The sequence below is a fragment of the Rickettsia gravesii BWI-1 genome, from assembly GCF_000485845.1.
GTDB lineage: Bacteria > Pseudomonadota > Alphaproteobacteria > Rickettsiales > Rickettsiaceae > Rickettsia > Rickettsia rickettsii.
Genome location: NZ_AWXL01000016.1, coordinates 1 through 23,935, shown reverse-complemented (window position 1 = coordinate 23,935; position 23,935 = coordinate 1). Strand labels below are relative to the sequence as shown.

The window sequence follows — 23,935 nt, the reverse complement described above, 5'->3', positions numbered from 1 at the left end:
TAATCTTATCCAAATTTCACCAAAAACGGTTTATATTATTTAATAAAAAAAGATTGAGCAAGAGTATGGATATTCGGTTTATAATATTAAAGTTGATAGTTTAGAATCTGCTGAATATGTTTTAAATGTCAGTAATATTAAAAGTTTGGATTCTGATAAAAAAAATGAAATTGTATTCTATGAAAACCCTAATGGTAATTGTTTTTTAGGTAATCAGCCGGATATATTATAGGTCAATTGATGGATTCATGATAGGGATAGATTACAAATCCCACTTGATTAATTACCCACTATGTATTATTCTATAGGCTATGATATAAAAAGTAATTTGTATGATTCAAGCATTCTAGCAATTACAGCACATCCATAAAAAGTCAATTGCAGTTAACTATTACACCAATAGCTTTATTTTAAGAAAAATCATGCAAATCACCGGAAAATGAAACCCCCCAGCCTACTGCGATATGATTAGGATTGTGTATATTATTATATTTAACTAAATCCTGAACAGGAGTACCATAATTTTGTGAAATTTTGCTTAAAAAAGCTATCAATCTTTTGTTTAGAAATCAAGAGTAAAATAATTATAGTAGTTTTAACTATTGCTAAAAATCATTATTTCAGCTATTTTAAAGCTGTTTCTTTAAATTAGATTAATATGTCACAAAAATTAGATTTCTGGGCGGTTTTTGCCTTAGTAACCGGCAGTCAAATCGGTACTAGTGTTTTTATATTGCCGTTAAGTTTAGCACCGTTCGGTATATACAGCATTTGGGGCTGGGTACTTTCATTATTCGGTGCTATGAGTATAGCACTTGTATTTTCTACCCTTTGTGCAAAATTTCCTAAAACAGGAGGTCCGCACGTTTATGTACGGGAAAATTTAGGGGATAAAATAGCTTTTTTCACCGGTTGGACTTACTGGGTTATATCCTTTGTTAGTACAAGTATAGTAGTCATTTCGGCAATAGGTTATCTAACGCCTTTTTTTAAATCACAAGCGATTTTAGACTTAATATTACAGATCATATTATTAGGTGCTATTATGGTTTTAAATTTAAAAGGTCCTGAAGTAGCAGGAAAAGCAGAATTTTATTTAACTCTCTTAAAATTTGTTCCATTGCTTGTAGTAGGTTTATGTGCTTTATCACATTTTAATATAGATAATATAACTATTGCCGAGGAAGTAGAGAATTTAAGCATTCCGAGCATTATGGGAAGAGTTGCACTTCTTACTTTTTGGGGATTTATCGGCGTAGAATGTGCAACTACCACGGCAGGTGCGGTAAAAGATCCGGCAAAAACCATTCCACGAGCCATAATAGTTGGAACTTTTTGCGTAGCAGTGTTATATATTATTAATAGCATAGGTATAATGGGATTAATCCCTGCTTCTGAACTTATTAGTGCTAAAGCTCCTTATGCCGATGCCGCTTCATTATTATTCGGAGGTAAATGGTCAAGCGTAATTACGGTTATAGCCTCGATTATATGTATAGGTACGCTCAATGCTTGGGTGCTAACTAGCGGACAGATAGCTCTTGGGCTTGCAGAAGACGGTTTATTACCGAAATTTTTTGCTAAGAAAAATAGCAATAACGCTCCAACTCACGGAATTATTGTAAGCTGCCTTGGCATTGTGCCGTTATTAGTCTTTACGGCAAATGATAATTTTGCCAAACAGATTACACAAATAATAGATTTCTCGGCAATAACATTCTTATTTGTCTATTTAATTTGTAGCTTAGCTTTCTTAAAGGTGATTTTTAGCTCAAAAGAAAATTTTTCTTATTATTATTTACTTATAGCTATAATATCGATTATCTTTTGTGCATGGGTTATCTATGAAACACCTGTTAAAACTCTGATTATAGCTAGTTCTTTTACTATCTTTGGTATTCCTTTGTATTATGGATGGTATAAATGTCATTCCCGTCTATGAGCGTTGCCTAGCTGGATGCTGAGCCGTCATTGCGAGGAAATTACTTAAGTAATTGACTAAGCAATGACGGCTCAGCATCCAAGCGGGCAAGAGCACGACATAAGAGATATAAACATGACAAAAATCCGCATTAATCTGCTTAGAAATTTATTCACAGAATATGATATAGACGGTTATATAATTCCGTCTAACGATAAATATATGAGTGAATATGTTCCAAGCTACGCAAAGAGACTTGAATATATAACAGGTTTTACTGGTTCAAACGGTATAGCTATTATATATAAAGATACAGCATTATTCTTTACTGATGGACGTTATTTAGAGCAAGCAAATAAAGAGCTGGATTTAGAGCTTTTTAAGCTTTTTGACTTAAAAGATATATCTAAGTTTGGTAAAGATGCAAAAATAGGATATGATTCTGAATTATTTACTTATCCCACTATATCAAATTTAAAATTCAATTTTCAGAAGATTAATGGAAATTTAGTTGATAAGATTTGGCAAAATCAGCCGCTAGAGCCAAACTCTAAAGTTTATTTGTATGATATTAAGTTTGCGGGCGTTAGTCATACTGATAAAATAAGTAAATGTCGTAAAATTTTTTTGGATTCCCGCTTTTGCAGGAATGACATAGAGGAAAACGGGAATGACACCGAGCAATCTGCCTTAGTCATTCTCGATAGCTCCTCCATATGTTGGTTACTAAATTTGCGGGCTAGTGACGTTGCTTATACGCCTTTAATGTTTGCAAAAGTTATACTCACTTCTACACAATTATATTTGTTTATAAATCCTACAAGAATCGATGCCGAAATTATTAATGCTCGTCCTGAAATAACGATTTTACCGGAAGAAGAATTTGAAAATATTTTAAGAGATAGCGAGAATAAACATCTTTCCAAACCAGCTTATAGAGAGGAACTTAAAGGAGATACGAAACGCAGCACCGCAGCGTACAAAAGCGTACGTGAGGATGCGAGTATCGGATCGATGTCTAAATTACCTCTAGAAGCGAAGTTTGGGAAGATATCTAATATTTTTATTGATGATACTATAGCATCTGTTCATATAATGGACTTAGTAGCTGATAAAAAAGTACAAAAAATTACCGATCCATGCTTAATGCTTAAAGCTTGTAAGAACGATGTAGAAATTAAGCATGCAATCGATTTGCATATTAAAGATGCAGTAGCTTTATGTGAATTTTTTGCTGATTTTTCTCAATGTCATCCCCGTGAAAACAACGAATTGACTGAGTATTCCCTCGGTTTAAAGCTTACAGAGCAACGAGCTAAACAAGAGGGATATGTTTCGGATAGTTTTCCGGCTATTTGCGGATTTCAGGAAAATAGTGCTATTATTCATTATAGAGCTGACCAAAAAACTGCTAAAAAAATTGAAGGGCAGGGGATATTACTGATAGATTCCGGCGGTCAGTATCAAGGTGCTACTACCGATATAACTAGAACAATAGTAATAGGTAAGCCGACAGATGAGCAGAAAAAGCGTTATACGCAAGTACTTAAAGGACATATTGCTTTAGCTAAGGCCAAATTCCCAAAAAATATCATCGCAGGAGCTAATCTTGATATACTCACTCGGCAATATTTATGGCAAGAAATGCTAGATTATCCACACGGTACAGGGCATGGGGTAGGGAGCTTCTTAAGTGTTCACGAAGGACCGCAAAACATAAATCTTCGTAATAAAACAATACTTAAAGCAGGTATGATCTTATCTAATGAACCGGGTTTTTATATTCCTGGAAAATATGGTATTAGAATTGAGAATTTGATGTATGTAAAAGAAAATAATGGATGGCTTGAGTTTGAGACATTAAGCCTAGTGCCTTATGCTAGTAAATTGACTGATATGAAACTACTTAATATTGATGAAATAAACTATATCAAGGAATATTATAACAAAATTAGAGCTAAAATTTATGATTTATTATCCACGCAAGCGAGGAATTGGCTTAATAATGAAATAAATTTATTTTTACAATCATTATTGTAATTGACGTTTCCGCTATTTATTGGTATAAAGTCTATACATTTCTAATTTCTACATTGGGACGTCGCCAAGTGGTAAGGCAACGGTTTTTGGTATCGTCATCCGGAGGTTCGAATCCTCCCGTCCCAGCCATTCGTCAATCCCTGAACATATAGAGAAAAAATCTCCAATACTAAAGAAGCAGGTAGTTCAAAATAGGTTTTTGTTGCAGGTTGCACCAATAAATTAAATAATTGTTCTATAATCTATATTATGGAAAATAAATGATAAAATAAATGATAATTTATCTCTTTAATATAGGTTATGAGTAATGGTGCATTCGATTGGATTTGAACCAACGACCTTTGCCTTCGGAGGGCAACGCTCTATCCAGCTGAGCTACGAATGCAAATACGGGATGACAGGGGCAGAATTGATCCACGCAACAATGCCTTCACGCAATAACTATTAATAAGAGCGATCCAAAATAAATTTAATAATCGAAAACAAATAGTCTTTATAAATATTTTGAACCGGAATTTTATTTAATAACTTACTTGCTTCATTTTCTAAGTTACTCAAATAATTAACTGTTTCATTGTAAATTTCATGCTTTACCATTAAGTCATGTATTTTTACAAAGTCATCTTTAGTACGCTTATCACATTTAATTATATTTTCGAGCCAAAGCTGCTTATCTTGCTCTAACTTATTATATAAAAAAATCAGCGGTAACGTAACTTTTCCTTCCAAGAAATCATCGCCAATATTTTTGCCTACCTGTTTATCATTACCCAAATAATCAAGCAAGTCATCTATAACCTGAAATATCGTACCGAGTAATTTCCCAAAGTCCTGTATATCTTTAGAAATATGGTCTACCTGCTCTGCTATAATAGCTCCAACTGCACAAGCAGCTCCAAATAGTTCGGCGGTTTTAGATTTAACTATTTGCTGATATTCGTCTATAGTTATAATACGTCGTTCATTTAACTTCACTAGCTGTACTACCTCCCCTTCAGAAATAATTGCCGAAGCTTTAGCTAGAATATTCATAGCTTTAATAGAGCCGGAAGCTACCATTAACTTAAAAGACTGACTAAAGAGGAAATCACCCACTAAAATACTTGTTTTACTGCCCCAAATAACGTTAGCCGTAGGTTTGAATCTTCTTAAAGTGCTGTCGTCTACCACATCATCATGAAGCAATGTGGCGGTGTGAATGAATTCAACTGCACTTGCGAGCTTTATATGATTATCGCCTTTATAATCAAACATTTTAGCAGTTATTATAGTTAAAAGCGGACGAATTCTTTTACCTCCTGCTTCTAGTAAATATTTACCGACCTTTTCTATTAATTCTTCATCACTTTTTAAACAGCTAATGATTAAATTGTTTAACTTAGTTACTTCATCTTTTAAATCTTGCTGTATTTTTACTATAATATTCATGGTATTTTTATAAATTTTTCCATCATTGCAAGAAAAAATTGAAAATTTTGACGCAGCAATCTTGTGCCAAAATCCTGAGATTGCCACGCTCCTTTCAGTTGTTCGCAATGATGATTAACGAAGTTCATCGAGTATACATTCCTCTAATATTTTTTGATTAACATTAGGAATTAACTCCATAATTTTTTCTTTTACATTTTCACCGGGTTGCACTTTTTTTACTGCTGCTTGATATAAAGATAAATAATATAAAGGTATAAGTTTATTTATATCATCTATATTACCTATTTTAGCTTTGTTTAAATCGGACAAATCAAACACATACTCAATGCTAGCATCAATTAAATTAGATGAATTTGGGTGATCGGAAATAGTTTTTAAAAATGATTTCAAAGCATTCCCGTATACTTCCTGACTCTCTTCCGAAAAATTTTTAAAATCCCCTACTCCGTATATATATGCACTTAAAACATCTATTATTCTAGAGTAATCATTAATTACTATCGTACCTTTACTGTAAGAATCTTTAAGAGCATTTACTATAGTTTCATTTATTATATTAAATCCCGATGCGTTTGAATAGAGACTTAAAGCATTTATCTGTGCTCTAGTTAATTTGTTTAATTCAGTCACTAAATTAATATTTAAATTAAAATTATATTCCCTATCTTCAAAAATACTAAAATTATATTGTTTATTATTATTTAAAATATAGCTTAGTTCATTATTAAAATCTTTATATAGCTTATTATCAGAAAGTTTAAATAAATAGGTTTGTTTATCGTAATATTTCTTTATAAATTCTAATGAACCTATTATAAAACCAGGTTTTAGCTTAAATTGCGAATCTACCAAAAGATCAATATTATTATTGCCGAAATCGTTTAATTTACCTTTATATAATAAATTAATATTATTTTCAAAGTTATTACTATTGATTTTTGCATTAGTAACTTTAATTGTTAAATCTTTAGCAATATCTTTAAAATGCACACTACTAGTACTAATCAAGAAATTACCGGAAAATTTGAAATTATTATTCCAAGCGGGTCTATATAATAATAAGCCGGCAGGTATTATTCTATCTTCAAGGTTACTTTGTACTATTTCGGTTTCATAATAAATTTCTAATTTTTGCGGTATGTTATCAAGGAAATCCTGTTTACTTGTATAATACTTACTTTTGTCAAATAACATAGTAAGTATAGTATGATCTTCTTCATATAATTTTTGATTATCGACTAAGTCAAAAATTTCTGTTTTACCGGAAGTAAATTTAATATTTTCTATTAAATTTATAACTTCAAATAAATCTTTTTTAAATCGTACTATTTCAAATAATTTAAAATTTAACGGTATTTTTGTTGATAATATACAGTTCTCATTATAAAATCTTACTCCAAAGCCTCTTTGAACCGGTTTAAATTTTCCGAATGCGTCTCCGGAAAAATGTATAAATAATTTCTGCTTAAGTAAATCATAACCGATATTTATCGGTGTGGTAAATTCAGTTGCTCTATTAATACTCTCTTCTTGCCAATTAATTACTGAAATACCTAATTTGAAAGGAAAACCATATGGCTGAACTTTAGAAAACTTAATAAGATATTGCTGATTAGGATTATTATCAGCCTCTTCTATATTAAGGTTGGTACCGGCATATTTTTGATTTATAGAGTGTGATAAAGAGAACATAATAGTAAACCACAGCCCACTATATGCGAGTATAATAAAGATAGTTATAAATAATATTATTTTAAGAATTTTTTTCATCTTTAAATCGGTATTATAGTGTGATTTTCTGTTGTTGTATTACGTCGTTCAGGATAAGTTTTTTCGTCATTGCAAGGAAAAATTGAAAATTTTGACTAAGCAATCTCAGGAATTTGTTATTGTTTCATGAGATTGTCACGTAGTCTACGACTACTCGCAATGACTGGGTGGTGTCCACGCAACAATGCCCGTTCGCAATGACGTTTACTTACACAGCTCTATATATTCCTTATTCAATTTTATAACGTTCCAAATCCATAAACTCATCATAACTATAAAAGTTACTAATAAATATATTATAATAGAATCAAAGGTAGCAGTCGGAATAATAATAAATATCAAAGACTGTATAAATGCTCCAAGCGATTTACCGAATTTAGTACCTATTACCTCTACGGCAGCTTTTCCCTTAGTTCTAAGCTCTAAAGATAAAGGAATATACGCCATTTCTTTTGTTGAATCGAATAATGAATATTTGGACGATTTACTCAGTATGTTCTGAATTGCTCCAACAATAATCGCTGCATATAGAAGATGCAAATCACCGAAACATGCTCCTATTTCTTCAATAAAAATTATAAAGATAAAAAACATCAAGCCGGTAATAGACAACATAATAGGAGTTAATAATGCAGAAATGAGCCAACCGAGTCTTCTAAGAATATTACTACCTATTATCATGAAAGTAACGCATGATATCCCCATCCAAATATTAAACCTGCCCATAAAGTTAACATAGTCTATAGTGTTTGGATGTAATTCTTTTATTTTTGCTTTCCAAGGTCCTTCAACTATATTTATTAATAATCCATAACAGATTATTAATAAGGCAATACGACCTATATATTTTGAGTGAATTACTAATTTGATACTTTCAATTACCGAAAGTTTTGTTTTCATTTTAGCTGTAACTTTTTTTGTATCTAAAACATTTATGGAATCTGTTAAAATAAATCTATTTATTATTCTAAATAGAAGCATAGCAATTATTCCTGCAGTAACAATAATTGACATGATTGGCTGAAGCATTATAGCATTTCCGGCAGATGAATTAAAAGAATCCGGTAATAATTCTGAATCAATGACGTCCTGCCCGCTTGAGAAAAAGACAAGTACGCTGCCTGCTATTATAAGACCGATATTACCTACCATTCCAAGAACAGGATAGAATCTTTTAGCTTTAGAAGTATCAAAAATGTGATTGGCAAACTGCCAAAACATTAAGTTTATGACTACTGCACTCCATAATTCCGCGAAAATATACATTAGTGCATAACTCCATTGACTACCTATTTTAATAAACCATTTAAAATTAGGGTATGAAGCAATTAAGTTATTTATCATTTCATCATTAGGATGATAAATATCTTGATTTGGATAAATAATATAGGTAAATAATAAGAAAAATAGTAAAAAACTGCCGACTATAATGTAGAAAATATATTCAAAATTTAATTTATTACTAAACTTGACATAAAGTACGGTAAAAATTACGCACGAGGGTAATACTAACCATAATTTTAAGAAGCTAATAATTTCAGCTCCCATAGAGGGTACTACTAAACTATCTTTGATAGATCTTAAAGCCCCAAAATTAAAAAGGATACATAACATCATTAAAGCCATAGGTATAAATAGCTTTAATTCTTTCCTTTCTATAGGCCACATTATTTCTTTAACTTTTTCAAAGAAAATTTTAGGCGGTAACATTTTTATTGTAACCTTACATATTAAAGTTAACTTTTAAATCTCTTAAGTGCTAAAGTCAATTAAAATAATTAATTTATACTACTCCAAGGTGTTATTTCTCTATATCGCCAGTAATATTTTGTGATCTTATCTAATTTGTCCTGATTTGTTTTCCATAATTCCTGCTTATCGGTAGTCCATGGCTTAGGTCCTGCATAGTGCAAAATGAAATAAGAAAAATATCGATAAGGGATAAATATAATGCTGAAATGCAACATTTAATAAATTTTGGTCAGGAAAAGAAAAATCACATTTTGAATTTTGTAGAGTTTCTAAAAGCATATTTTTATCTTGCTTTTCTTGCATATTTTTTAAGTTTAAAAATACTACCCCGCTATTTTTATAAGAATGAGCTATATTTCTCTTACATTCTTTTGTCATTTTATGACTACAATATGTCATCATCTAGCAGTAAGTTCCAGTATATTAAGAGAGTAAACTGTTTAAAAAAGGAATCTCATCCGTTGTATAACCGCTATAATATTTTAGGAAATCATCATCATTTTTTATTTCTAATATTTCTTTTACTTTTCCTTCGTGACCTAAAATAATGAGTTTAGCTAAATTAAAGTATCTAAACCATAACTACCGTTTTTAATCGCTTTATATTGTTGAACTAAAGTAGCCTTTTTATCTAGATAAAGACGTAGTAAGCAATCATAACCCTTTGCTACCTCCAAACGCACCATTCCGTCTTCTACTTGAAAAGAGCAAATTTTTTCTAACCTTGCTTTATCTTTTGAGTTTAAAGATTTGCTATCTTCTAATTGCTCAAGTGCTAGATCAAAATTTAATTGATCTTCACGTATGGTACTATAGAACTTTTTATAACTATAATTCCCAATATCTATAATACAACCTGTAGTTTATACATTCTGTAATTACTTATGAAAAAAGTTGCTGTAATTATTACTGCTAGAAAAATAAAAAAAGATAGTATTAAATTCGTACGAGACATTTACATATTATAAAAAATTAATGCATGGATTTTAACAATTAATAACAAAAGAGCAGTAATTATTACAAATAGCGATAAAAAATTTATTAGTTATTTATATACTCTAATAAAGAACCTTATATAATGTTTTTTGTCAAAAAATAACATTTATGTTTAAGGTTATAAGAGCTGCATTTGAAAACCCTATAGTTACTCAAGAGTTCTTTGAAACCTACCTACCGCCACATATCAAAACTTTACTTTCTTTTGAAGCTCTTAGAATGGAAAAAAGATAGTTTTGTAGAGCGTAGCCTAAAGAAATCTATAGTAGATATTTTATTTTCCGCTAAATTTAATAATGAAAATGGATATTTATTTTTACTTTTGGAAAACCACAGCGCTCCTGATCCGTATATGGCTTTTCGTTTGTTTAAATATATGTTAAAAATTGCTGAATATCATAGGAAAGCGATAGGAAATAAAAAATTTCCTTTTGTGTACCCTTGTGTGTTCTACAATGGTGTACAAAACTATAATGCACCTACTAATCTATGGGAGTTATTTGAAAACAGTGAACTTGTAAAAAATACATGGATTAATGATTATCAGTTAATTAATGTTTAAAATATTTCTGATGAAAAATTAAAAGAAAAAGCTTGGTCTGGAATCTTGTAGTTTTTTTTAAAAACATATCCACGAACTAGATTTATTAAAGAGATGGCAAGAAGTAGCTGATCTTTTATCAGAATTTATTAAAGTTAATATCGGTATAGATTATATAGAGCTAATTTTGTCCTACACCTTGAATAAGATTAGGGAAAATGATAAAATAGAAATAGAAAAAATGCTTAAATCGCATTTAAACCCTGCATTAGGAGGAAACCTTATAAATAGCGTAGCCCATATCTGGAAACAAGAAGGTATTGAAGAAGGTAGAAAAAAGGGAAAATTACTATGGCTAAAGAAATGAAGAAAAGAAGGACTTTCTTTAGAAGCTATTATGAAAATAACAAAATTAGATAAGAAAGATATTGAGAAATTAAAATAACATGATTACATTACATGCCGCAAATAAACAGAATACTCACATTTTTGCATATTAAGTCTATAGGAATTTAGAGCTAAAGGCATATATACTCGATGAACTTCAAAAATTGGCTACTTTGTCTCATAAACTCTGCGGTGCTCACGTATTAAGTATATGCTCCGCTCCTCGCCTTATAGACACTCCTTGCTCTTTTTGAAGTTGATCTTCGTCTATCAATTCTTCATTTACTCGAAGTATATAAATTCATGTTAAATAACTCTCGTTTATGTATTATTTGGTTGTTTGGGCTTATTAGCGGTTTTAATCTAATGATTACCGGTAATACTTTAAATTATTGGCTTGCTAAAGAAGATATAGCACTGCAAACAATCGGTATATTATCATTCATAACGCTTCCCTACTCTATTAATTTCTTGTTAGCACCGATTTTTGATGCAGTGCAAATTAAATATTTAAACAAAATATTCGGTCATAGGTTATCTTGGATTTGCTTAACTAGTAGTGCATTGATATTTCTTATATATATTTTCAGCTTTCTAGATCCTAGTACTAATCTATTATTATTTACTTTCACGGCTTTAATTATTTCTTTTTTTAGTGCTGCACAAGATACTATATTAAGTGCTTTAAGAACGGAAATAGTACCTAAAGAATCGCTTGGGTTTACTTCAGGAATATATATATTCGGTTATCGGGTCGGTATGCTTTTAGCCGGTTCCGGAGCTATTTATTTATCTATTTATTTAACATTTAATGAAATATATAAAATCTTTGCCGGTTTAGTATTTATTTATTTAATTTTATTGATTGTAGGAATTAAGTATTGTTATTTAAACGAGAACATACATATACAGATAATCAAGAATGATATAAAAAATAATCAAAATAAAAAAAACATAATAAATTTTATATATAATGCGTTAAAACCTATAGGTTCTGTTTATTTCATTATTCTTATATTAATTTTCCTAGTATTATATAGGTTACCGGATAACTTAATTAATGTTATGATTAATCCGTTTTTGCTTCATCTTGAGTATGATGCTTTTGAAATAGCAAGCGTTGGAAAGTTTTGTGGAGTTGTAGGAGCTATAATCGGTGGACTTGTCGGCGGTGTTATTATGAAACATAAAAATATATTAAATAGTATATTTTTATTTGGTATTATTCATGCTTTAGGACATATTTTATTTATTTTTCTTGAAATAAACGGTAAAAATTCTTTATTATTATTTATTACGATAGGAATAGCAAGTATTACCGGCGGTATGACGATGACTGCTTATATCGCTTTTATTTCTTCACTCTGTCAAGGTAAATTTCGAGCTACTCAATATTCTTTTCTTTCATCGATGATGGGGGTTTCGCGCTCAATTTTTCCTATAATTTCAGGCTATATGGTAGTAAATTTCGGTTGGCAAAATTTCTTTTTATTTACTACTATTATAACTATTCCGTCTTTATTAATATTATTAAAAATAAAAACCAAATTACAATAATGAATGATATATTAAGTGCTTTTTTACATGGCATCGTTTTAGCTCTCGGTTTAATAGTGCCGCTCGGAGTACAGAATATTTTTATATTCAATCAAGGAGCAAAACAGCCAAAGTTTAGCAAGGCTTTACCCAGGCATAATTGCAGCCTCAATATGTGATACTATGCTTATATGTATGGCAGTTCTTGGGATATCTTTGTTAATTCTTGAAATTTCTTGGTTAAAATTATCTATATTTATTGTTGGATTTATTTTCTTAATTTATATGGGATATAATACTTGGAATCAGCTGCCTATTGATCTTACAATGAATTCCGGGACTTTTTCAGCTAAAAAACAAATTTTATTTGCTATATCGGTGTCAATATTAAATCCGCATGCAATTATGGATACGATTATAGTAATAGGTATTAGTGCTTTAAAGTATAGCGGTATTGCAAAAATTATATTTACCTTAACTTGCATACTTATATCTTGGATATGGTTTTTTGCTTTAGCAGTTGCAGGTTATAATATCAGAAAGCTAAATAAAAGTAGTACGATTTTAACTGTAATTAATAAAATAGCTGCTATTATTATTTGGGCAGTTGCTTTTTATATTGGAGTACAAATATTGTATGAAATCGGTTTTATTAACTAGACATATTGAAGAAAATAATGAAACTATAAAGGAAATAAGTAAATATAATTTAGATTTACGTGATATTCATTGTCCTTTAATTAAATATAAAACTCTAGATTTTAATATCGATATTTTAGATAATTACTCAAATATAATAATAACTAGTAAATATGCGGCAAGTATCTTAACCGGTCATAACTTAAAACAAGATATTTGGGTAGTAGGTAGTAAGTCAAAACAATTATTAGGCAAAAAAGTAATGTATACTGCTAAAAACGTGGAAGATTTGATTAAGTATTTTCCTCCTGATTTATATGAGCAGACTATATATTTATCTTCAAATGAAATTACTAAAGATTTACCTAGCAAAATAGCTAGACATATCATTTATAATGTAGAATATTTGAATGAGCTGTCCGTATCTATTATAAAAGAATTTAAAAATAATATTGATTTTATATTACTTTATTCTCAAAATAGTGCTAGGACTTTAGTAAAATTATTACTTCAAAATAATTTACTAGAGTACTTACAAGATAGTTTAGTTGTAGCCATAAGTTTGAAAGTCGCAAATATAGTTAGACCTTTTATAAAAAATGTGGTTTATTGTGATGATCAAAATCTTAACGATATAATCAAGTTATTATCTGAAAATGCACAAATTCGATAGTTTATTTAAAAGCAAAAACATCTTTTTTATAGCAATAGTAATATTTGTCTTATCTTCTTTTACTCTTTATCATAATAGATCCGATATTTTAAAACTGTTTAAAAGTGAAAATAAGGATTTAAGCCAAATTCCTGATCAAGCAGTAGAAAATAAAGAAAATACTACCCTGGAAGAAAAGGAAGTAGCTCCTCTATTATCTACCAAGTCGCTTTTAAATTACGTAAGTTCTTTAAAGTTTCCTGAAGCACCAACTAATTTAGTAGAACCAAAATTAGAAACTGTAGTCAATTCAGCCTCATTCGGATACAAGGCACAAGGAGCGAAGCCTATAACTAATAGGAGAGCGACGAGTGACGAGGTAGGTGGATGGGTATCACTTGACTATATTAATTACTTATTAAATGTAAATCTATTAGTATATAATTTCATGCAAGATAAGGATTATAGTAAAGAACTAAGAATAGTAAAATCCCGCCTGCTGCCTCAAGATATAAGGAATATTTTAAATAACTTAGAAGCATATAATAATTATCTTTTTTCTAAATCAAGTAATATGGAAGTAGTTTTTCCTACCAACCATAAGTGGCTGGAGAAGTTTATCAAAATTGAAAAAAAACCTTCTGCTATGATGATAAAAGAACAAGATAAAGCTCTAATTTTAGAGAACTTAAACTATCTAATCGATTGCCTTTATTCAGAAAAATTTATGCAGGAGTTTGTAAATAAAGATGTTTAGGTTATTATTAATATGTGCTACTTTTTTACTGCTTTATTTCGGGTTTACTTTTATAGAGAACTTTGATTCAAAAGTTTTTATTAGTTTATATGATTATAATATTGAGACTACCTTGTTCTTTAGTCTTATTTTAGGGCTTTTATTACTAATTTCTTGCTTTATTGTCATTAGATTTCTAATATTAATTATCGATTTACCATCTAAAATACATAATATTTTTAGTAAACGAACAATTAATCATGATAGATATGCTTTAATTTTAGCTTTTGCCGAACATATTATGAATAATAAAGCTAAATCTGCTTCTATTGCTCGCAAAAATTTATCTTCTGAAGATCTAAAAGATTCACAAGAATTCCATAATTTAATCTTAGCCGTAACTGAAGAGGATGTAGATAGAAAAATTTCCTATTTTCAAAAACTTATTACATCTAAAGAATTTGTTTTTTACGGTAGCAAAAATCTAGCAAAACTTTATTATGATAAATCTTTGTATGAGAAAGCAGAAAATTACGCAACAAAGGCTTATAATTTCAATGAACTTGATATTGACAATTTAATTACTTTAATGCGTTGTTATGCTAGACTTTCTCTATGGACGAAATTTATTTTTATAACGAATAAGCTCGCAAAATTTCATAAACATGAGTCTATGCCAGAAATTGCTGAGTATTATTTATTAGCAGCGAAGCAAGAAGTAGAAAGTAATAATACGGCTAATGCTATAGATTATTTGGCAACGGCTGTAGATTTAAATTTTTATAACGACGAATTACTAGAATTTTACTTTAATTTAAATAATAAGCTTAATGTTAATAAAAAGATCAAAATATTAAAAGATGCTTTTCATATTATCCCCTCTTTAAAATTAGTGCAGCTATTTAAAAAATTTACTTCTCTATCAGATAGACAAATTTACGAAGAATTAACTCAAGAGTTAGATGCTAAAAAAGATGAAATATTAATTTTGGCAATAGAAGCTTATTTAGAATTGTAGACGTTGTGATATGGATTCTTTTATGTCATTCCCACGTGGATAGCAAATCGTCATTGCGAGTAGCCGTAGACTGTGTGGTAATCCGGAAAAATAATAAAAAAAATTCTGATTTACAGAATTTTTTACTGAATTGCTTCGTCAATTGCTACGCAATTTCCTCGCAATGACGACTTGGGTACCTACGCAACAACGCTTGCTCGCAATGACGGATAAGCCGAACCACACAACAAAAACTAATATAAAAATAATTTCTTTGGGCTCTTACTAATTTTTTCATTTACATTATTATTATGGTGATGATAATTAGATTGAATTGTTATTAAATAAGCATTTATTGCTTTAGAAAATTCTTCAGTTTTATAACGAAAGAAATGATCAGCTCCATTGATAATTTTATAATCAACTTTAATATGGGATTGTTGCTTAGATAATCTATTTGCTAGGTCTTTTACATCATCTGCCGATACTATACTATCATTATCTCCCTGTAATATAAACCCTGGAATAGGACAAGGTGAGAGGAATGAGAAGTCATATTTATGAATTGTATTAACCGGCGGCGAAATAGCAATAAAATGATTTATTTCCGGACGTCGCATTACAAGTTGCATAGCTATCCATGCTCCGAAAGAAAATCCTAATATCAGATTAGACTGAGCATTTGGGTTATTCTGCTGTAACCAGTCGAGAGCTGCCCCCGCATCAACCACTTCACCGACTCCGTTATCAAATTTACCTTGTGATCCCCCTACTCCTCTAAAATTAATACGTAAGACGGTATAACCGTTATCTGCTAAAATCTTATAGGCATTATAAACTACTTTATTATTCATATTACCCTCATATAAAGGATGAGGATGAAGAACTAATGCAATAGGGGCGTTAGGCGAGGTAGCTTTTGCATATCTTCCTTCAATTCGTCCTTCCGGACCGTTAAAATAAATTTGCGGCATAATTATTCATAATATTTAATTTGTTCGATATGATATTTTACCACTTTTTCTTATTAGTGCAACTATTCTTAATTAAAATATGATTGTATTGACGCATGCCGCCATATATACTAAAATGTAGTCAAATCAGTTGGATTTAATTACAAGGAGCGAGAAGTGCAGCCTATAGATAATAAGAGAGCGACGAGAGACGATGTAAGTGAATTCAAATCATTTGACTATAGCGGATAATAATAACTGAATGGAGCTATATTATGAATACAGTAGATATTAGATTACGTGTTTCAGCAGATATAAAAATTGAAGCAGAAGAAATATTTAAGCAAATGGGGATGACTATGTCAGAAGCCATGAGGATATTCCTAAATCAATGTATAAATAGCGGCGGTTTGCCTTTCAAATCACATATTAAGATTCCTAATGAAAAGACTATAAAAACTTTTGAGGATACAGATAAGCAAATTGGTTTAACTATCTCAAATAATACAAAAGAAATGTTGAATAAGTTAGGTACCTAATTTATATCATCATTGCAAGCGACTAAAAACCTTGTTGTACGACTTATATGTCATTCCCGCGAAAGCGGGAGTCTAGAAAAATTACCTTAATACTAGTATAAAAATTACAGATTATTGACAAAATAAACCTAAAAAAACAAGTTTTTTATAGGTTTTACTGGATTCCCGCTTGCGCGGGAATGACATATAAAGATTATCTAAGAAAATACTGTTCGTTCCACTGCATCTACGCTATGTTGCACTAAATCCTTAGCAATTTCTTTAGTAATCATCTTTTTTAGACTGTTTTTAAGTTCTTGTCTAACACATCCAAGCATTTGCGGTTCTGCTACAATAATCAATTCCTTATATTTAGCTTGATCAGCAGTAGTTACTTTCTCTAAATGTTTAATAACGCTCCTTGCTGCTTCTTTATGTTCTATATCTTTTAGCGAAGTATGCGGCTCAAACAACGAAGCCGGTGTAGATTTATTTTGGTAAAGGCTTTGTCTTTTTTCTCTATGGTGGTGATGCTCCTCTAAATCCAAAGATAATTTTAAAGGTGTATTAGTAGTAATTTTAACTCCTTGAGCGTCGTAAAGCATCATTTGCTTACTATCGATAACCGCAATTAATTTTAACGGTGCTGTACTTACCATAAATACCTCCATAAGAACTAAGTTGTAATTTTATGATAATACTAATTATTTTTAAAACCTAATATTAATTTAATAATTTTTGCTTTTCACTGTTAATAATTTGCTCAACCTTGTCATTAAGTATACGTACGTCTGTTTGCTCTATTTCTTCTTTTTCTATTACACCTATAATCTTTATCTTTATAGTTCCAGGTTGCTTAAACCAAAAACCTCTAGGCCAAAATAAACCGGCATTGTGAGCCATCATCACAATTGGAACTTTAGTAATTGAAGCAAGCTTTACGGCACTTGGTTTAAATTTTACCGTTCTATCAGGCGGAATTTTAGTTGATTCCGGAAATATTATTAACCATAATCCTTCTTTTATTTTTTCCTGACCTTCTCTTAAAATCTGAGCAACCGAGCTATTAGTACCACGGTCAACCGCAATAGGTTTAACCATCCGAAGTCCCCAACCAAGCAGGGGTATATTAAATAATTCACGCTTTAATACCCAAGAATGTTTAGGAATAATCAGTTGCATAAACATTTGATCCCAAAAGGATTGGTGATTAGACACGACTATTGAAGTAGTCTTCGGTAATTTCTCAAGCCCCTCTACTTCATATTTTAAACCGCAACAAATTTTTGCAAGCCACACAAAAGTATAAGAAAAGATAATGGCAATTCTATATCTTATTTGATAGTTGACATTGAAAAATGTTACGGGTATGTAACATATAAGAAAAAAAATAAATGTAAATAACGATAATAATCCGTAAAATGATAAAATTCTTAAACGCCACAGCATAATTATTAAGATAATTATATAATTAAAATGGTATTTATAACATAATTTTACAATGAATAAAATAAAAAGGTATTAAATGAAAAAAACTGTTCTTTCCGGTGTGCAAGCAACCGGTTCTTTACATCTCGGTAACTATCTTGGTGCAATTAAAAACTGGGTTAAAATGCAGGAAGAATATAATTGTTTTTTCTTCTTAGCAGATTTGCATGCTATCACGGTTGATATTAAGCCATCAGAACTTAACAATTCAATTATGGAGGTGCTTGCTGTTTATTTAGCAGCAGGGCTTAACCCCGACAAAGTAACGATTTTTGCCCAAAGTATGGTGAAAGAGCATACTGAACTTGCTTGGCTACTAAATTGCGTTATACCGCTTGGATGGTTAAAGCGCATGACGCAATTTAAAGATAAAGCAGGTAGCGATAAAGAAAAGGCTTATCTTGGGTTATTTTCCTATCCGGTACTTATGGCAGCAGATATCTTAATATATAAAGCCGATATAGTGCCTGTAGGTGAGGATCAGAAGCAGCATTTAGAGCTAACAAGAGATATTGCAGGGGTAATAAATAGAAAATTTAACAAAGAAATTCTAAAAGTTCCTGAGGTTTTAATTAGTGAAACAGGCACAAAAATCATGAGCTTACGGGATGGATTAAAGAAAATGAGTAAATCTGATATTTCGGATTTTTCCCGTATCAATTTAAAAGACGATAACGATCTTATTCATCAAAAAATAAAAAAAGCTAAAACCGATCATTTAAGTTTTGTTAGCTATGATCAAGAAACAAGACCGGAAATTAGTAATTTATTAGATATTTATAGCAGTTTATCCGAAGAAAGCTTGGAAAAAATAATCGGTAATTATCAAAACCAAGGTTTCGCAAAATTTAAAGAAGATTTGGCAGAAATTATTATTACAAATCTACAACCGATACGTGATAAATATTTAGAATTAATGAATGATAAAGAATATTTATTAAAAATACTGCACAAAGGAGCAGAAAAAGCAAGAATTAGAGCTTCTGAAACGGTTAATGAAGTGAAAGAACAATTCGGATTTGTAATTTAAATTCATATATTGCAAGATTGTCCTTGAAATATATAAGATTATTTGGTATGAATCTTCTTGGATAGGTGGCCGAGTGGTTTAAGGCACTAGTCTTGAAAACTGGCGTACGGGCAACCGTACCGTGGGTTCGAATCCCACCCTATCCGCCAGCTCAGTTTATAGTATTATGCCCTTTTATTGTCTTTATAGTGCTTAGTATATTGATCTAGTAAAATCCTAATCATTTTTTGATAAGGAACATGTGCAGTTGCTGCTTCTGATTTAAAAAATTCTACGCTCTCTTTACTTAAAGAAATGGTTACTTTTACTGAATCATCTTTTAATAAAAGTTCTCTAGGGTGTGGTAAGAAATCTTTTACTATTGTTACTTCCCCTATTTCCCCATCAGTGTATTTTATTCTCGTGCTCATAAATTCTCTTACCTTTACGCCAGTATCCTGCTCCAAAAATTCTTATGTGATTATATCGGAACATAAAACGGACTGTTAAAATATTACCATCAACTTTACCTAAACAAAAATATCTTTTTTCTGTAATACTATGGTCTACATCTTGAAGGATTATCCTTTTGATATCTAGAAAAGCTTTTTGAGCTTCATAAAAGCTTACGTTATGCTTACCAATATTAATTTTATTTTTTTCTTCACCCCATTCAAAAGAAGAATGCATTTTTAGCCTTTAATCGATTAATTTAATAATACTTAGCTCTATACTAAATGTCCATATATTCATATGGGTAATAAACCATACAGTTTAGTTTTAAATTAAAATTTAAGAAAAAATTTATTAATTATTTTATCGCCATATTTCATTATTCCAAAGAGTATCTAAAAATTCTTGAATAGGCCAAATGGTAATTTTTTTATTTTCTAAATTAATTATACGTTTTGTTTTTTCAAAAGATATAACATGTAATTTAAAATCACTATCTTTACTAAATTCTAATAGATCTTTTAAATGATTTTTTTGTATAGAAGAAGCAATTTTAACTTCAAATGCATTATTTTGAAATATAAAATCAACCTCATATCCTTCTTTAGTACGCCAATAAAATAACTCATCTCTTTTGTCGTTTAAATATTTATAAGCTATTAATTCTAAGAATACATAATGCTCAAAAGATTTACCAGCATCAAACCCTGTCATTTCCTGATATTCATATTTCCTTAGGTAATTGCTAAGTGCGGTATCGAAAAGGTAAAATTTAGGCATTTCCGTAATAATTTGCCTTTTACTACGTGATCTATACGGATAAAGATGATATCCTAAATACATATCTTCTAATATTTCAAGATATGTTCTAACGGTTTTTGCATCAACACCGCAATCTCTTGCTATATTACTATAATTTATCATCTCACCGTTTGAAATGCCTATAATCTCTAGAAACCTTGCAAATGCTTCGCGTTTTCTTAAATTTGCTTCAAACTGTACTTCAGGTAAAATATAGTCATATAAATAGGACGCAAGATATTTATGAATCTTTTTTGATGCAATATAATGATCAGGTATTAGTCCATGATTAAAAATTTTATGCCAATCAAGCTCTTTTATCTCAGAATAGCATAGCGGCAAAAACATATATCTCCAAGCTCTTCCGCCAAGTAAATTGCTACCTGTTGATTTTAAGCGCCTAGCACTGGAGCCGCAAAGGATAAATTGTAAAGATTTATTAGATTCTATTAAATAATGAACCTCATCTAACAGTAAGGGAATTTTTTGCACCTCATCAATAATAATAGTTGAGATGTCGTCTTTTGACTTAAGTTCTTCTCTTAAACGTTCAGGATTTTGAAAGTAAACTTTATAGATATCCGCTTGTAATAAATCTATAATATAAACTATCCGGAAAACGTTGTTTCAGATATGTTGACTTACCAGTTTTACGTGCTCCCCACAAAAAACAGGACTGTCCTTTTGGTAATTCTAAGTCTAAAAATCTTTGTATTGTCATGATAATATCTTGCAAATTTAGATGGATATTTTAGGAATATATTCCCTAAATATATATTTGTCTAGTTGATTTAAGAGGTTATCTGTAAATAAATTGTAATTAGCAAGTAAAGAGCTTTTTTAGCAAAAATTGATAAGATTTTTGATAGGATGTTATTCATATTTCAAAAAAATCTTATAATTTGCAGCAAAAAAGAATTAAATTATCGATTAAAATTTATTTACAGATAGCTTCCAACATCATTTTAGCGGCTTTTATGCCTGCTTCTGTTGAAGTTTTTATATTGGTAGTTTCGGTATGGAAAGTTATTTTACTGCCGTCAAGGTTACCGAGCATAAAATCGGTTTGTATATTAGACATCTTCCCAAACTCTACTTCTAGGGGTAATTTGTACGTCAATCCGGTACTCGCATCTGTGCGATCGCTTTTGTACACTGCAGTGGCAAGTGCTTCCGTGTTTCCTTCAAATGCCTCCCTATAAGCGAGTTTGGAAAGATGTCTAGGATCTGCATCTAGATATTGTGAATAAGCAGCAATCGGGGTGCGGCAATTAGCATCTAGATACTCTAAAAATGCTCTTTCGGGTTTTATTAGTTCAAAAGTGGGAAGATGATTAATTTGGTTGCATATCTCAAGCATAGCATTATCGTCTTTTCTAATCTCAACTGCAATGACTCCCTGCCCTATACACGGTAACATCTGTGAATACTCTATCAAATGGCAATACTCCGGATTAAACGCCTCTAACCTTTTAAGACCTGTATATGCTAAAATTGTTGCGTCAACTTCGCCGGTCATTAGCTTTTTTATTCTTGAATCAACATTCCCTCTAAAAACCGTTACCTTTAAATCCGGTCTTATTTTTTGGATAAATGCTTTTCTTCGTACTGCCGAGCTACCTATTACGGCATTTTGCGGCAGCTCTTCTATAGATTTATATTTTAGACAAACAAAAACATCTCTGGGGTCTTCACGCTCTAAAACAGCAGCTATTACTAGCGGTTCAGGTATTCTACCCGGTACATCTTTTAAAGAATGAACAGCTAAGTCAATTTTTTTATCAAGCAAGGCTTGCTCTATTTCCTTTAAAAATAAAGCTTTACCGCCTATATCGTATAATGGTTTATTTTGGATTAAATCCCCGCTAGTAATAATCGGCACTATTTCACAATTAATATCAGGAAAAAATTGTTTGATTTGCTGAATAACTAAATTAGTGTGTATTAAAGCAAGTGGACTTTTTCTTGTACCTATTCTGATAGAATTTGTCATTTGTTTTCTACTATTTCAAAAGGGCTAGTAAAACTTAAAACATTACTGTTTATAATTACTTCATGATTCATAATAACCGGATGATTTACTTCTCCATGCCCTATTCCTGCTGCTTTATAAGTTCCAATATTTTGAATATGATTTAAACAAAAACTTTTTATAGCTTGTTCTACAAACTCATCCCCTTTAGTAAAATCACCAAAGATTATTGCCTTTATGCATTCAAATATACCGGTATTTTTTAATTGAACTAGGTTACGATGCACGGCATAGGCTTTTTCATTAACGTCTTCAAGCAATAGAATTTTATTGTCATCCCCGTGAAAACGGGGATCCAGTATTATTTTTTCTGGGTACCGATCCAAGTAGCAATAAGAGTTGCGACTATTGTACCTGTAGAAAAATTCCTTGTTCCTATCGCATATTCGCGAATATTTTTTATATTTTTGATATTTAGAAGTCCAACTAGCAAATTAATCGCTAAAAAGCTAATAAAAATAAGGAGATCTATATTTGGCATAGAGTTAAGTTATAGGGATTTTCTATGCAAATAATAATAAAGATAAAAAAAGAAACAAACAATATTTTTGTGGAGTTAAAAAAGTATATCATTCCTACGAATACACATGGGTGTCATAAGACGCGATGTCATTCCCGCGTAGACGGGAATCCAGTACTTCAAAACTTTTTAAAAGATTTTTTTAAAGCTTGCTTTATCTCGCTTTATGCTGAATTCCTGCTTCTGCGGGCATGACATAAACGAGCCATGCAATAAGGCCGCTTTTAGCTAGGAATGACATACAAGACTCATTTTTATTCATAAAGATTAAACTCTTCTACTGCCTGACCTAATATCCACCATCTTGATACTTGGATAAAACGGCGGCTTGTTTTCTTTATTTAATAATGCTTTTAGAGTTGGAAGTTTTGGGTTGTTAGCATTAACTTTTGAATTATTTAAAAATAATCTATGGCTAGGAGTAGCTGCATCTTGAGTACACTGAAGATTTACATTGCCGCCATTTTTTATTAAAGTTTCTACGATTTTAGTAGTGTTATAATCGCTATACCAATCAAGTGGTGTTTTACCACTCTTATCATAGAAATTTACATCAGGTTTTGTATGCGTATTTTTTATGCATTTTTCTAAGAATTCGGCTCCAAATTCACCGAACCATGCTATTGCATTAGAATTCAATTGATCCATAATGTTAGGATTAAATCCTTGATGTTTTACTATTTTTTCTATTATAGACTCAGCTAAAGATTTTAGCTCTTTAAAATTGTTGATTAACAATGTTTTTTCTTGACCGGATGCTTTT

21 protein-coding genes, 3 tRNA genes and 5 pseudogenes are annotated in these 23,935 nt (G+C 30.6%); 14 read left to right on the top strand and 15 right to left on the bottom strand.

Going from position 1 to position 23,935, the window contains the following annotated elements:
• Positions 1-410 precede the first annotated feature (410 nt).
• Complete coding sequence (locus RGRA_RS0105085) at positions 411-554, bottom strand: LysM peptidoglycan-binding domain-containing protein (protein ID WP_017442807.1); 144 nt, start codon at positions 552-554, stop codon at positions 411-413.
• A gap of 104 nt (positions 555-658) precedes the next feature.
• Between RGRA_RS0105085 and RGRA_RS0105080 the strand changes: the two genes are divergently transcribed.
• From RGRA_RS0105080 to RGRA_RS0105070, 3 genes are all read left to right on the top strand, one after another.
• Complete coding sequence (locus RGRA_RS0105080; RefSeq protein WP_017442806.1) at positions 659-1,942, top strand: APC family permease; 1,284 nt, start codon at positions 659-661, stop codon at positions 1,940-1,942.
• 63 nt (positions 1,943-2,005) lie between these two features.
• On the top strand, positions 2,006-3,961 hold the full coding sequence (locus RGRA_RS0105075) for a M24 family metallopeptidase (RefSeq protein ID WP_017442805.1): 1,956 nt from the start codon (positions 2,006-2,008) through the stop codon (positions 3,959-3,961).
• A 54-nt stretch (positions 3,962-4,015) separates the two neighbouring features.
• Positions 4,016-4,090 (top strand) — tRNA-Gln (locus RGRA_RS0105070).
• Between the two features lie 179 nt (positions 4,091-4,269).
• Here RGRA_RS0105070 and RGRA_RS0105065 read toward each other — a convergent pair.
• From RGRA_RS0105065 to RGRA_RS14360, 5 genes and pseudogenes are all read right to left on the bottom strand, one after another.
• A tRNA-Arg gene (locus tag RGRA_RS0105065) sits at positions 4,270-4,346 on the bottom strand.
• A 59-nt stretch (positions 4,347-4,405) separates the two neighbouring features.
• Positions 4,406-5,389, bottom strand: a complete 984-nt coding sequence (locus RGRA_RS0105060; RefSeq protein WP_017442804.1) for a polyprenyl synthetase family protein — start codon at positions 5,387-5,389, stop codon at positions 4,406-4,408.
• A 114-nt stretch (positions 5,390-5,503) separates the two neighbouring features.
• On the bottom strand, positions 5,504-7,162 hold the full coding sequence (locus RGRA_RS0105050; RefSeq protein WP_017442802.1) for a hypothetical protein: 1,659 nt from the start codon (positions 7,160-7,162) through the stop codon (positions 5,504-5,506).
• Between the two features lie 204 nt (positions 7,163-7,366).
• A complete protein-coding gene (gene tlc3 / locus RGRA_RS0105045) occupies positions 7,367-8,872 on the bottom strand; it encodes a nucleotide exchange transporter Tlc3 (RefSeq protein WP_017442801.1) in 1,506 nt (501 codons plus the stop codon).
• A gap of 68 nt (positions 8,873-8,940) precedes the next feature.
• Positions 8,941-9,869, bottom strand: a pseudogene (locus RGRA_RS14360) (glycosyltransferase).
• A gap of 149 nt (positions 9,870-10,018) precedes the next feature.
• On the opposite strand from RGRA_RS14360, the gene RGRA_RS13555 reads away from it, so the two are divergent.
• From RGRA_RS13555 to RGRA_RS0105000, 8 genes and pseudogenes are all read left to right on the top strand, one after another.
• On the top strand, positions 10,019-10,144 hold the full coding sequence (locus RGRA_RS13555) for an Rpn family recombination-promoting nuclease/putative transposase (protein ID WP_236609810.1): 126 nt from the start codon (positions 10,019-10,021) through the stop codon (positions 10,142-10,144).
• Positions 10,116-10,472 carry an Rpn family recombination-promoting nuclease/putative transposase gene (locus RGRA_RS13550; RefSeq protein WP_017442800.1) on the top strand — a complete coding sequence of 119 codons (357 nt, stop codon included), beginning with the start codon at positions 10,116-10,118 and terminating at the stop codon, positions 10,470-10,472. Before RGRA_RS13555 ends, RGRA_RS13550 begins: the two co-directional genes overlap by 29 nt.
• Before the next feature lie 178 nt (positions 10,473-10,650).
• Positions 10,651-10,896: pseudogene (locus RGRA_RS13545) on the top strand (transposase).
• 245 nt (positions 10,897-11,141) lie between these two features.
• Complete coding sequence (locus RGRA_RS0105020; RefSeq protein WP_017442799.1) at positions 11,142-12,395, top strand: AmpG family muropeptide MFS transporter; 1,254 nt, start codon at positions 11,142-11,144, stop codon at positions 12,393-12,395.
• Positions 12,392-13,034 (top strand): annotated as a pseudogene (locus tag RGRA_RS09060) (LysE/ArgO family amino acid transporter). Before RGRA_RS0105020 ends, RGRA_RS09060 begins: the two are co-directional and overlap by 4 nt.
• Complete coding sequence (locus tag RGRA_RS0105010; protein ID WP_024547326.1) at positions 13,012-13,686, top strand: uroporphyrinogen-III synthase; 675 nt, start codon at positions 13,012-13,014, stop codon at positions 13,684-13,686. Before RGRA_RS09060 ends, RGRA_RS0105010 begins: the two are co-directional and overlap by 23 nt.
• Positions 13,670-14,422 (top strand): palindromic element RPE2 domain-containing protein, encoded by a 753-nt coding sequence (locus RGRA_RS0105005; protein ID WP_017442883.1) that lies wholly within the window; start codon positions 13,670-13,672, stop codon positions 14,420-14,422. The genes RGRA_RS0105010 and RGRA_RS0105005 overlap by 17 nt, the downstream gene beginning before the upstream one ends.
• On the top strand, positions 14,415-15,419 hold the full coding sequence (locus RGRA_RS0105000) for a tetratricopeptide repeat protein (protein ID WP_017442882.1): 1,005 nt from the start codon (positions 14,415-14,417) through the stop codon (positions 15,417-15,419). Before RGRA_RS0105005 ends, RGRA_RS0105000 begins: the two co-directional genes overlap by 8 nt.
• A 233-nt stretch (positions 15,420-15,652) precedes the next feature.
• Here RGRA_RS0105000 and RGRA_RS0104995 read toward each other — a convergent pair whose 3' ends face one another.
• Entirely contained in the window at positions 15,653-16,372 is a 720-nt protein-coding gene (locus tag RGRA_RS0104995) for an alpha/beta hydrolase (protein ID WP_017442881.1), read from the bottom strand.
• A gap of 254 nt (positions 16,373-16,626) precedes the next feature.
• On the opposite strand from RGRA_RS0104995, the gene RGRA_RS0104990 reads away from it, so the two are divergent.
• The gene (locus tag RGRA_RS0104990; protein WP_084520581.1) at positions 16,627-16,890 is read left to right on the top strand and encodes a type II toxin-antitoxin system RelB/DinJ family antitoxin; all 264 of its coding nucleotides are present in this window, start codon (positions 16,627-16,629) and stop codon (positions 16,888-16,890) included.
• A 197-nt stretch (positions 16,891-17,087) separates the two neighbouring features.
• On the opposite strand, the gene RGRA_RS0104980 is transcribed toward RGRA_RS0104990, so the two are convergent.
• Together RGRA_RS0104980 and RGRA_RS0104975 are read right to left on the bottom strand one after the other, a co-directional pair.
• The gene (locus RGRA_RS0104980) at positions 17,088-17,528 is read right to left on the bottom strand and encodes a host attachment protein (protein ID WP_017442880.1); all 441 of its coding nucleotides are present in this window, start codon (positions 17,526-17,528) and stop codon (positions 17,088-17,090) included.
• A 64-nt stretch (positions 17,529-17,592) separates the two neighbouring features.
• Positions 17,593-18,318 carry a lysophospholipid acyltransferase family protein gene (locus RGRA_RS0104975; protein ID WP_017442879.1) on the bottom strand — a complete coding sequence of 242 codons (726 nt, stop codon included), beginning with the start codon at positions 18,316-18,318 and terminating at the stop codon, positions 17,593-17,595.
• A gap of 76 nt (positions 18,319-18,394) precedes the next feature.
• Between RGRA_RS0104975 and trpS the strand changes: the two genes are divergently transcribed.
• Positions 18,395-19,387, top strand: coding sequence for a tryptophan--tRNA ligase (trpS, locus tag RGRA_RS0104970; protein WP_017442878.1), 993 nt, complete (start codon positions 18,395-18,397; stop codon positions 19,385-19,387).
• 59 nt (positions 19,388-19,446) lie between these two features.
• Positions 19,447-19,536: transfer RNA gene (locus RGRA_RS0104965), tRNA-Ser, on the top strand.
• A gap of 15 nt (positions 19,537-19,551) precedes the next feature.
• Here the strand turns inward: RGRA_RS0104965 and RGRA_RS11855 are convergent.
• From RGRA_RS11855 to RGRA_RS09045, 6 genes and pseudogenes are all read right to left on the bottom strand, one after another.
• Positions 19,552-19,797 (bottom strand): CopG family transcriptional regulator, encoded by a 246-nt coding sequence (locus tag RGRA_RS11855; RefSeq protein ID WP_017442877.1) that lies wholly within the window; start codon positions 19,795-19,797, stop codon positions 19,552-19,554.
• Entirely contained in the window at positions 19,772-20,056 is a 285-nt protein-coding gene (locus RGRA_RS11850) for a BrnT family toxin (protein ID WP_017442876.1), read from the bottom strand. The genes RGRA_RS11855 and RGRA_RS11850 overlap by 26 nt, the downstream gene beginning before the upstream one ends.
• 126 nt (positions 20,057-20,182) lie before the next feature.
• Complete coding sequence (locus RGRA_RS14635) at positions 20,183-21,199, bottom strand: ATP-binding protein (protein WP_408005781.1); 1,017 nt, start codon at positions 21,197-21,199, stop codon at positions 20,183-20,185.
• Between the two features lie 358 nt (positions 21,200-21,557).
• Positions 21,558-22,613, bottom strand: coding sequence for a hydroxymethylbilane synthase (gene hemC / locus RGRA_RS0104945; RefSeq protein WP_017442874.1), 1,056 nt, complete (start codon positions 22,611-22,613; stop codon positions 21,558-21,560).
• Positions 22,610-22,966: pseudogene (locus RGRA_RS09050) on the bottom strand (LD-carboxypeptidase); the annotation flags it as partial. The gene hemC and the pseudogene RGRA_RS09050, both read right to left, overlap by 4 nt.
• Positions 22,967-23,439: 473 nt before the next feature.
• Positions 23,440-23,935: pseudogene (locus RGRA_RS09045) on the bottom strand (hypothetical protein); the annotation flags it as partial.

Excerpts from the sequence above, each read along its gene's own strand:
- RGRA_RS0105005 (WP_017442883.1), top strand. The coding sequence starts at position 13,670 with ATGCACAAATTCGATAGTTTATTTAAAAGCAAAAACATCTTTTTTATA.
- RGRA_RS0104980 (WP_017442880.1), bottom strand. The coding sequence starts at position 17,528 with ATGGTAAGTACAGCACCGTTAAAATTAATTGCGGTTATCGATAGTAAG.
- RGRA_RS13555 (WP_236609810.1), top strand. The coding sequence starts at position 10,019 with ATGTTTAAGGTTATAAGAGCTGCATTTGAAAACCCTATAGTTACTCAA.
- tlc3 (WP_017442801.1), bottom strand. The coding sequence starts at position 8,872 with ATGTTACCGCCTAAAATTTTCTTTGAAAAAGTTAAAGAAATAATGTGG.
- RGRA_RS0104975 (WP_017442879.1), bottom strand. The coding sequence starts at position 18,318 with ATGCTGTGGCGTTTAAGAATTTTATCATTTTACGGATTATTATCGTTA.
- RGRA_RS0105060 (WP_017442804.1), bottom strand. The coding sequence starts at position 5,389 with ATGAATATTATAGTAAAAATACAGCAAGATTTAAAAGATGAAGTAACT.
- RGRA_RS0105050 (WP_017442802.1), bottom strand. The coding sequence starts at position 7,162 with ATGAAAAAAATTCTTAAAATAATATTATTTATAACTATCTTTATTATA.
- RGRA_RS11855 (WP_017442877.1), bottom strand. The coding sequence starts at position 19,797 with ATGAGCACGAGAATAAAATACACTGATGGGGAAATAGGGGAAGTAACA.
- RGRA_RS0105075 (WP_017442805.1), top strand. The coding sequence starts at position 2,006 with ATGACGGCTCAGCATCCAAGCGGGCAAGAGCACGACATAAGAGATATA.
- RGRA_RS0105080 (WP_017442806.1), top strand. The coding sequence starts at position 659 with ATGTCACAAAAATTAGATTTCTGGGCGGTTTTTGCCTTAGTAACCGGC.
- RGRA_RS0104995 (WP_017442881.1), bottom strand. The coding sequence starts at position 16,372 with ATGCCGCAAATTTATTTTAACGGTCCGGAAGGACGAATTGAAGGAAGA.
- RGRA_RS0105010 (WP_024547326.1), top strand. The coding sequence starts at position 13,012 with ATGAAATCGGTTTTATTAACTAGACATATTGAAGAAAATAATGAAACT.
- trpS (WP_017442878.1), top strand. The coding sequence starts at position 18,395 with ATGAAAAAAACTGTTCTTTCCGGTGTGCAAGCAACCGGTTCTTTACAT.
- RGRA_RS0104990 (WP_084520581.1), top strand. The coding sequence starts at position 16,627 with ATGAATACAGTAGATATTAGATTACGTGTTTCAGCAGATATAAAAATT.
- RGRA_RS0105020 (WP_017442799.1), top strand. The coding sequence starts at position 11,142 with ATGTTAAATAACTCTCGTTTATGTATTATTTGGTTGTTTGGGCTTATT.
- hemC (WP_017442874.1), bottom strand. The coding sequence starts at position 22,613 with ATGACAAATTCTATCAGAATAGGTACAAGAAAAAGTCCACTTGCTTTA.
- RGRA_RS11850 (WP_017442876.1), bottom strand. The coding sequence starts at position 20,056 with ATGCATTCTTCTTTTGAATGGGGTGAAGAAAAAAATAAAATTAATATT.
- RGRA_RS0105000 (WP_017442882.1), top strand. The coding sequence starts at position 14,415 with ATGTTTAGGTTATTATTAATATGTGCTACTTTTTTACTGCTTTATTTC.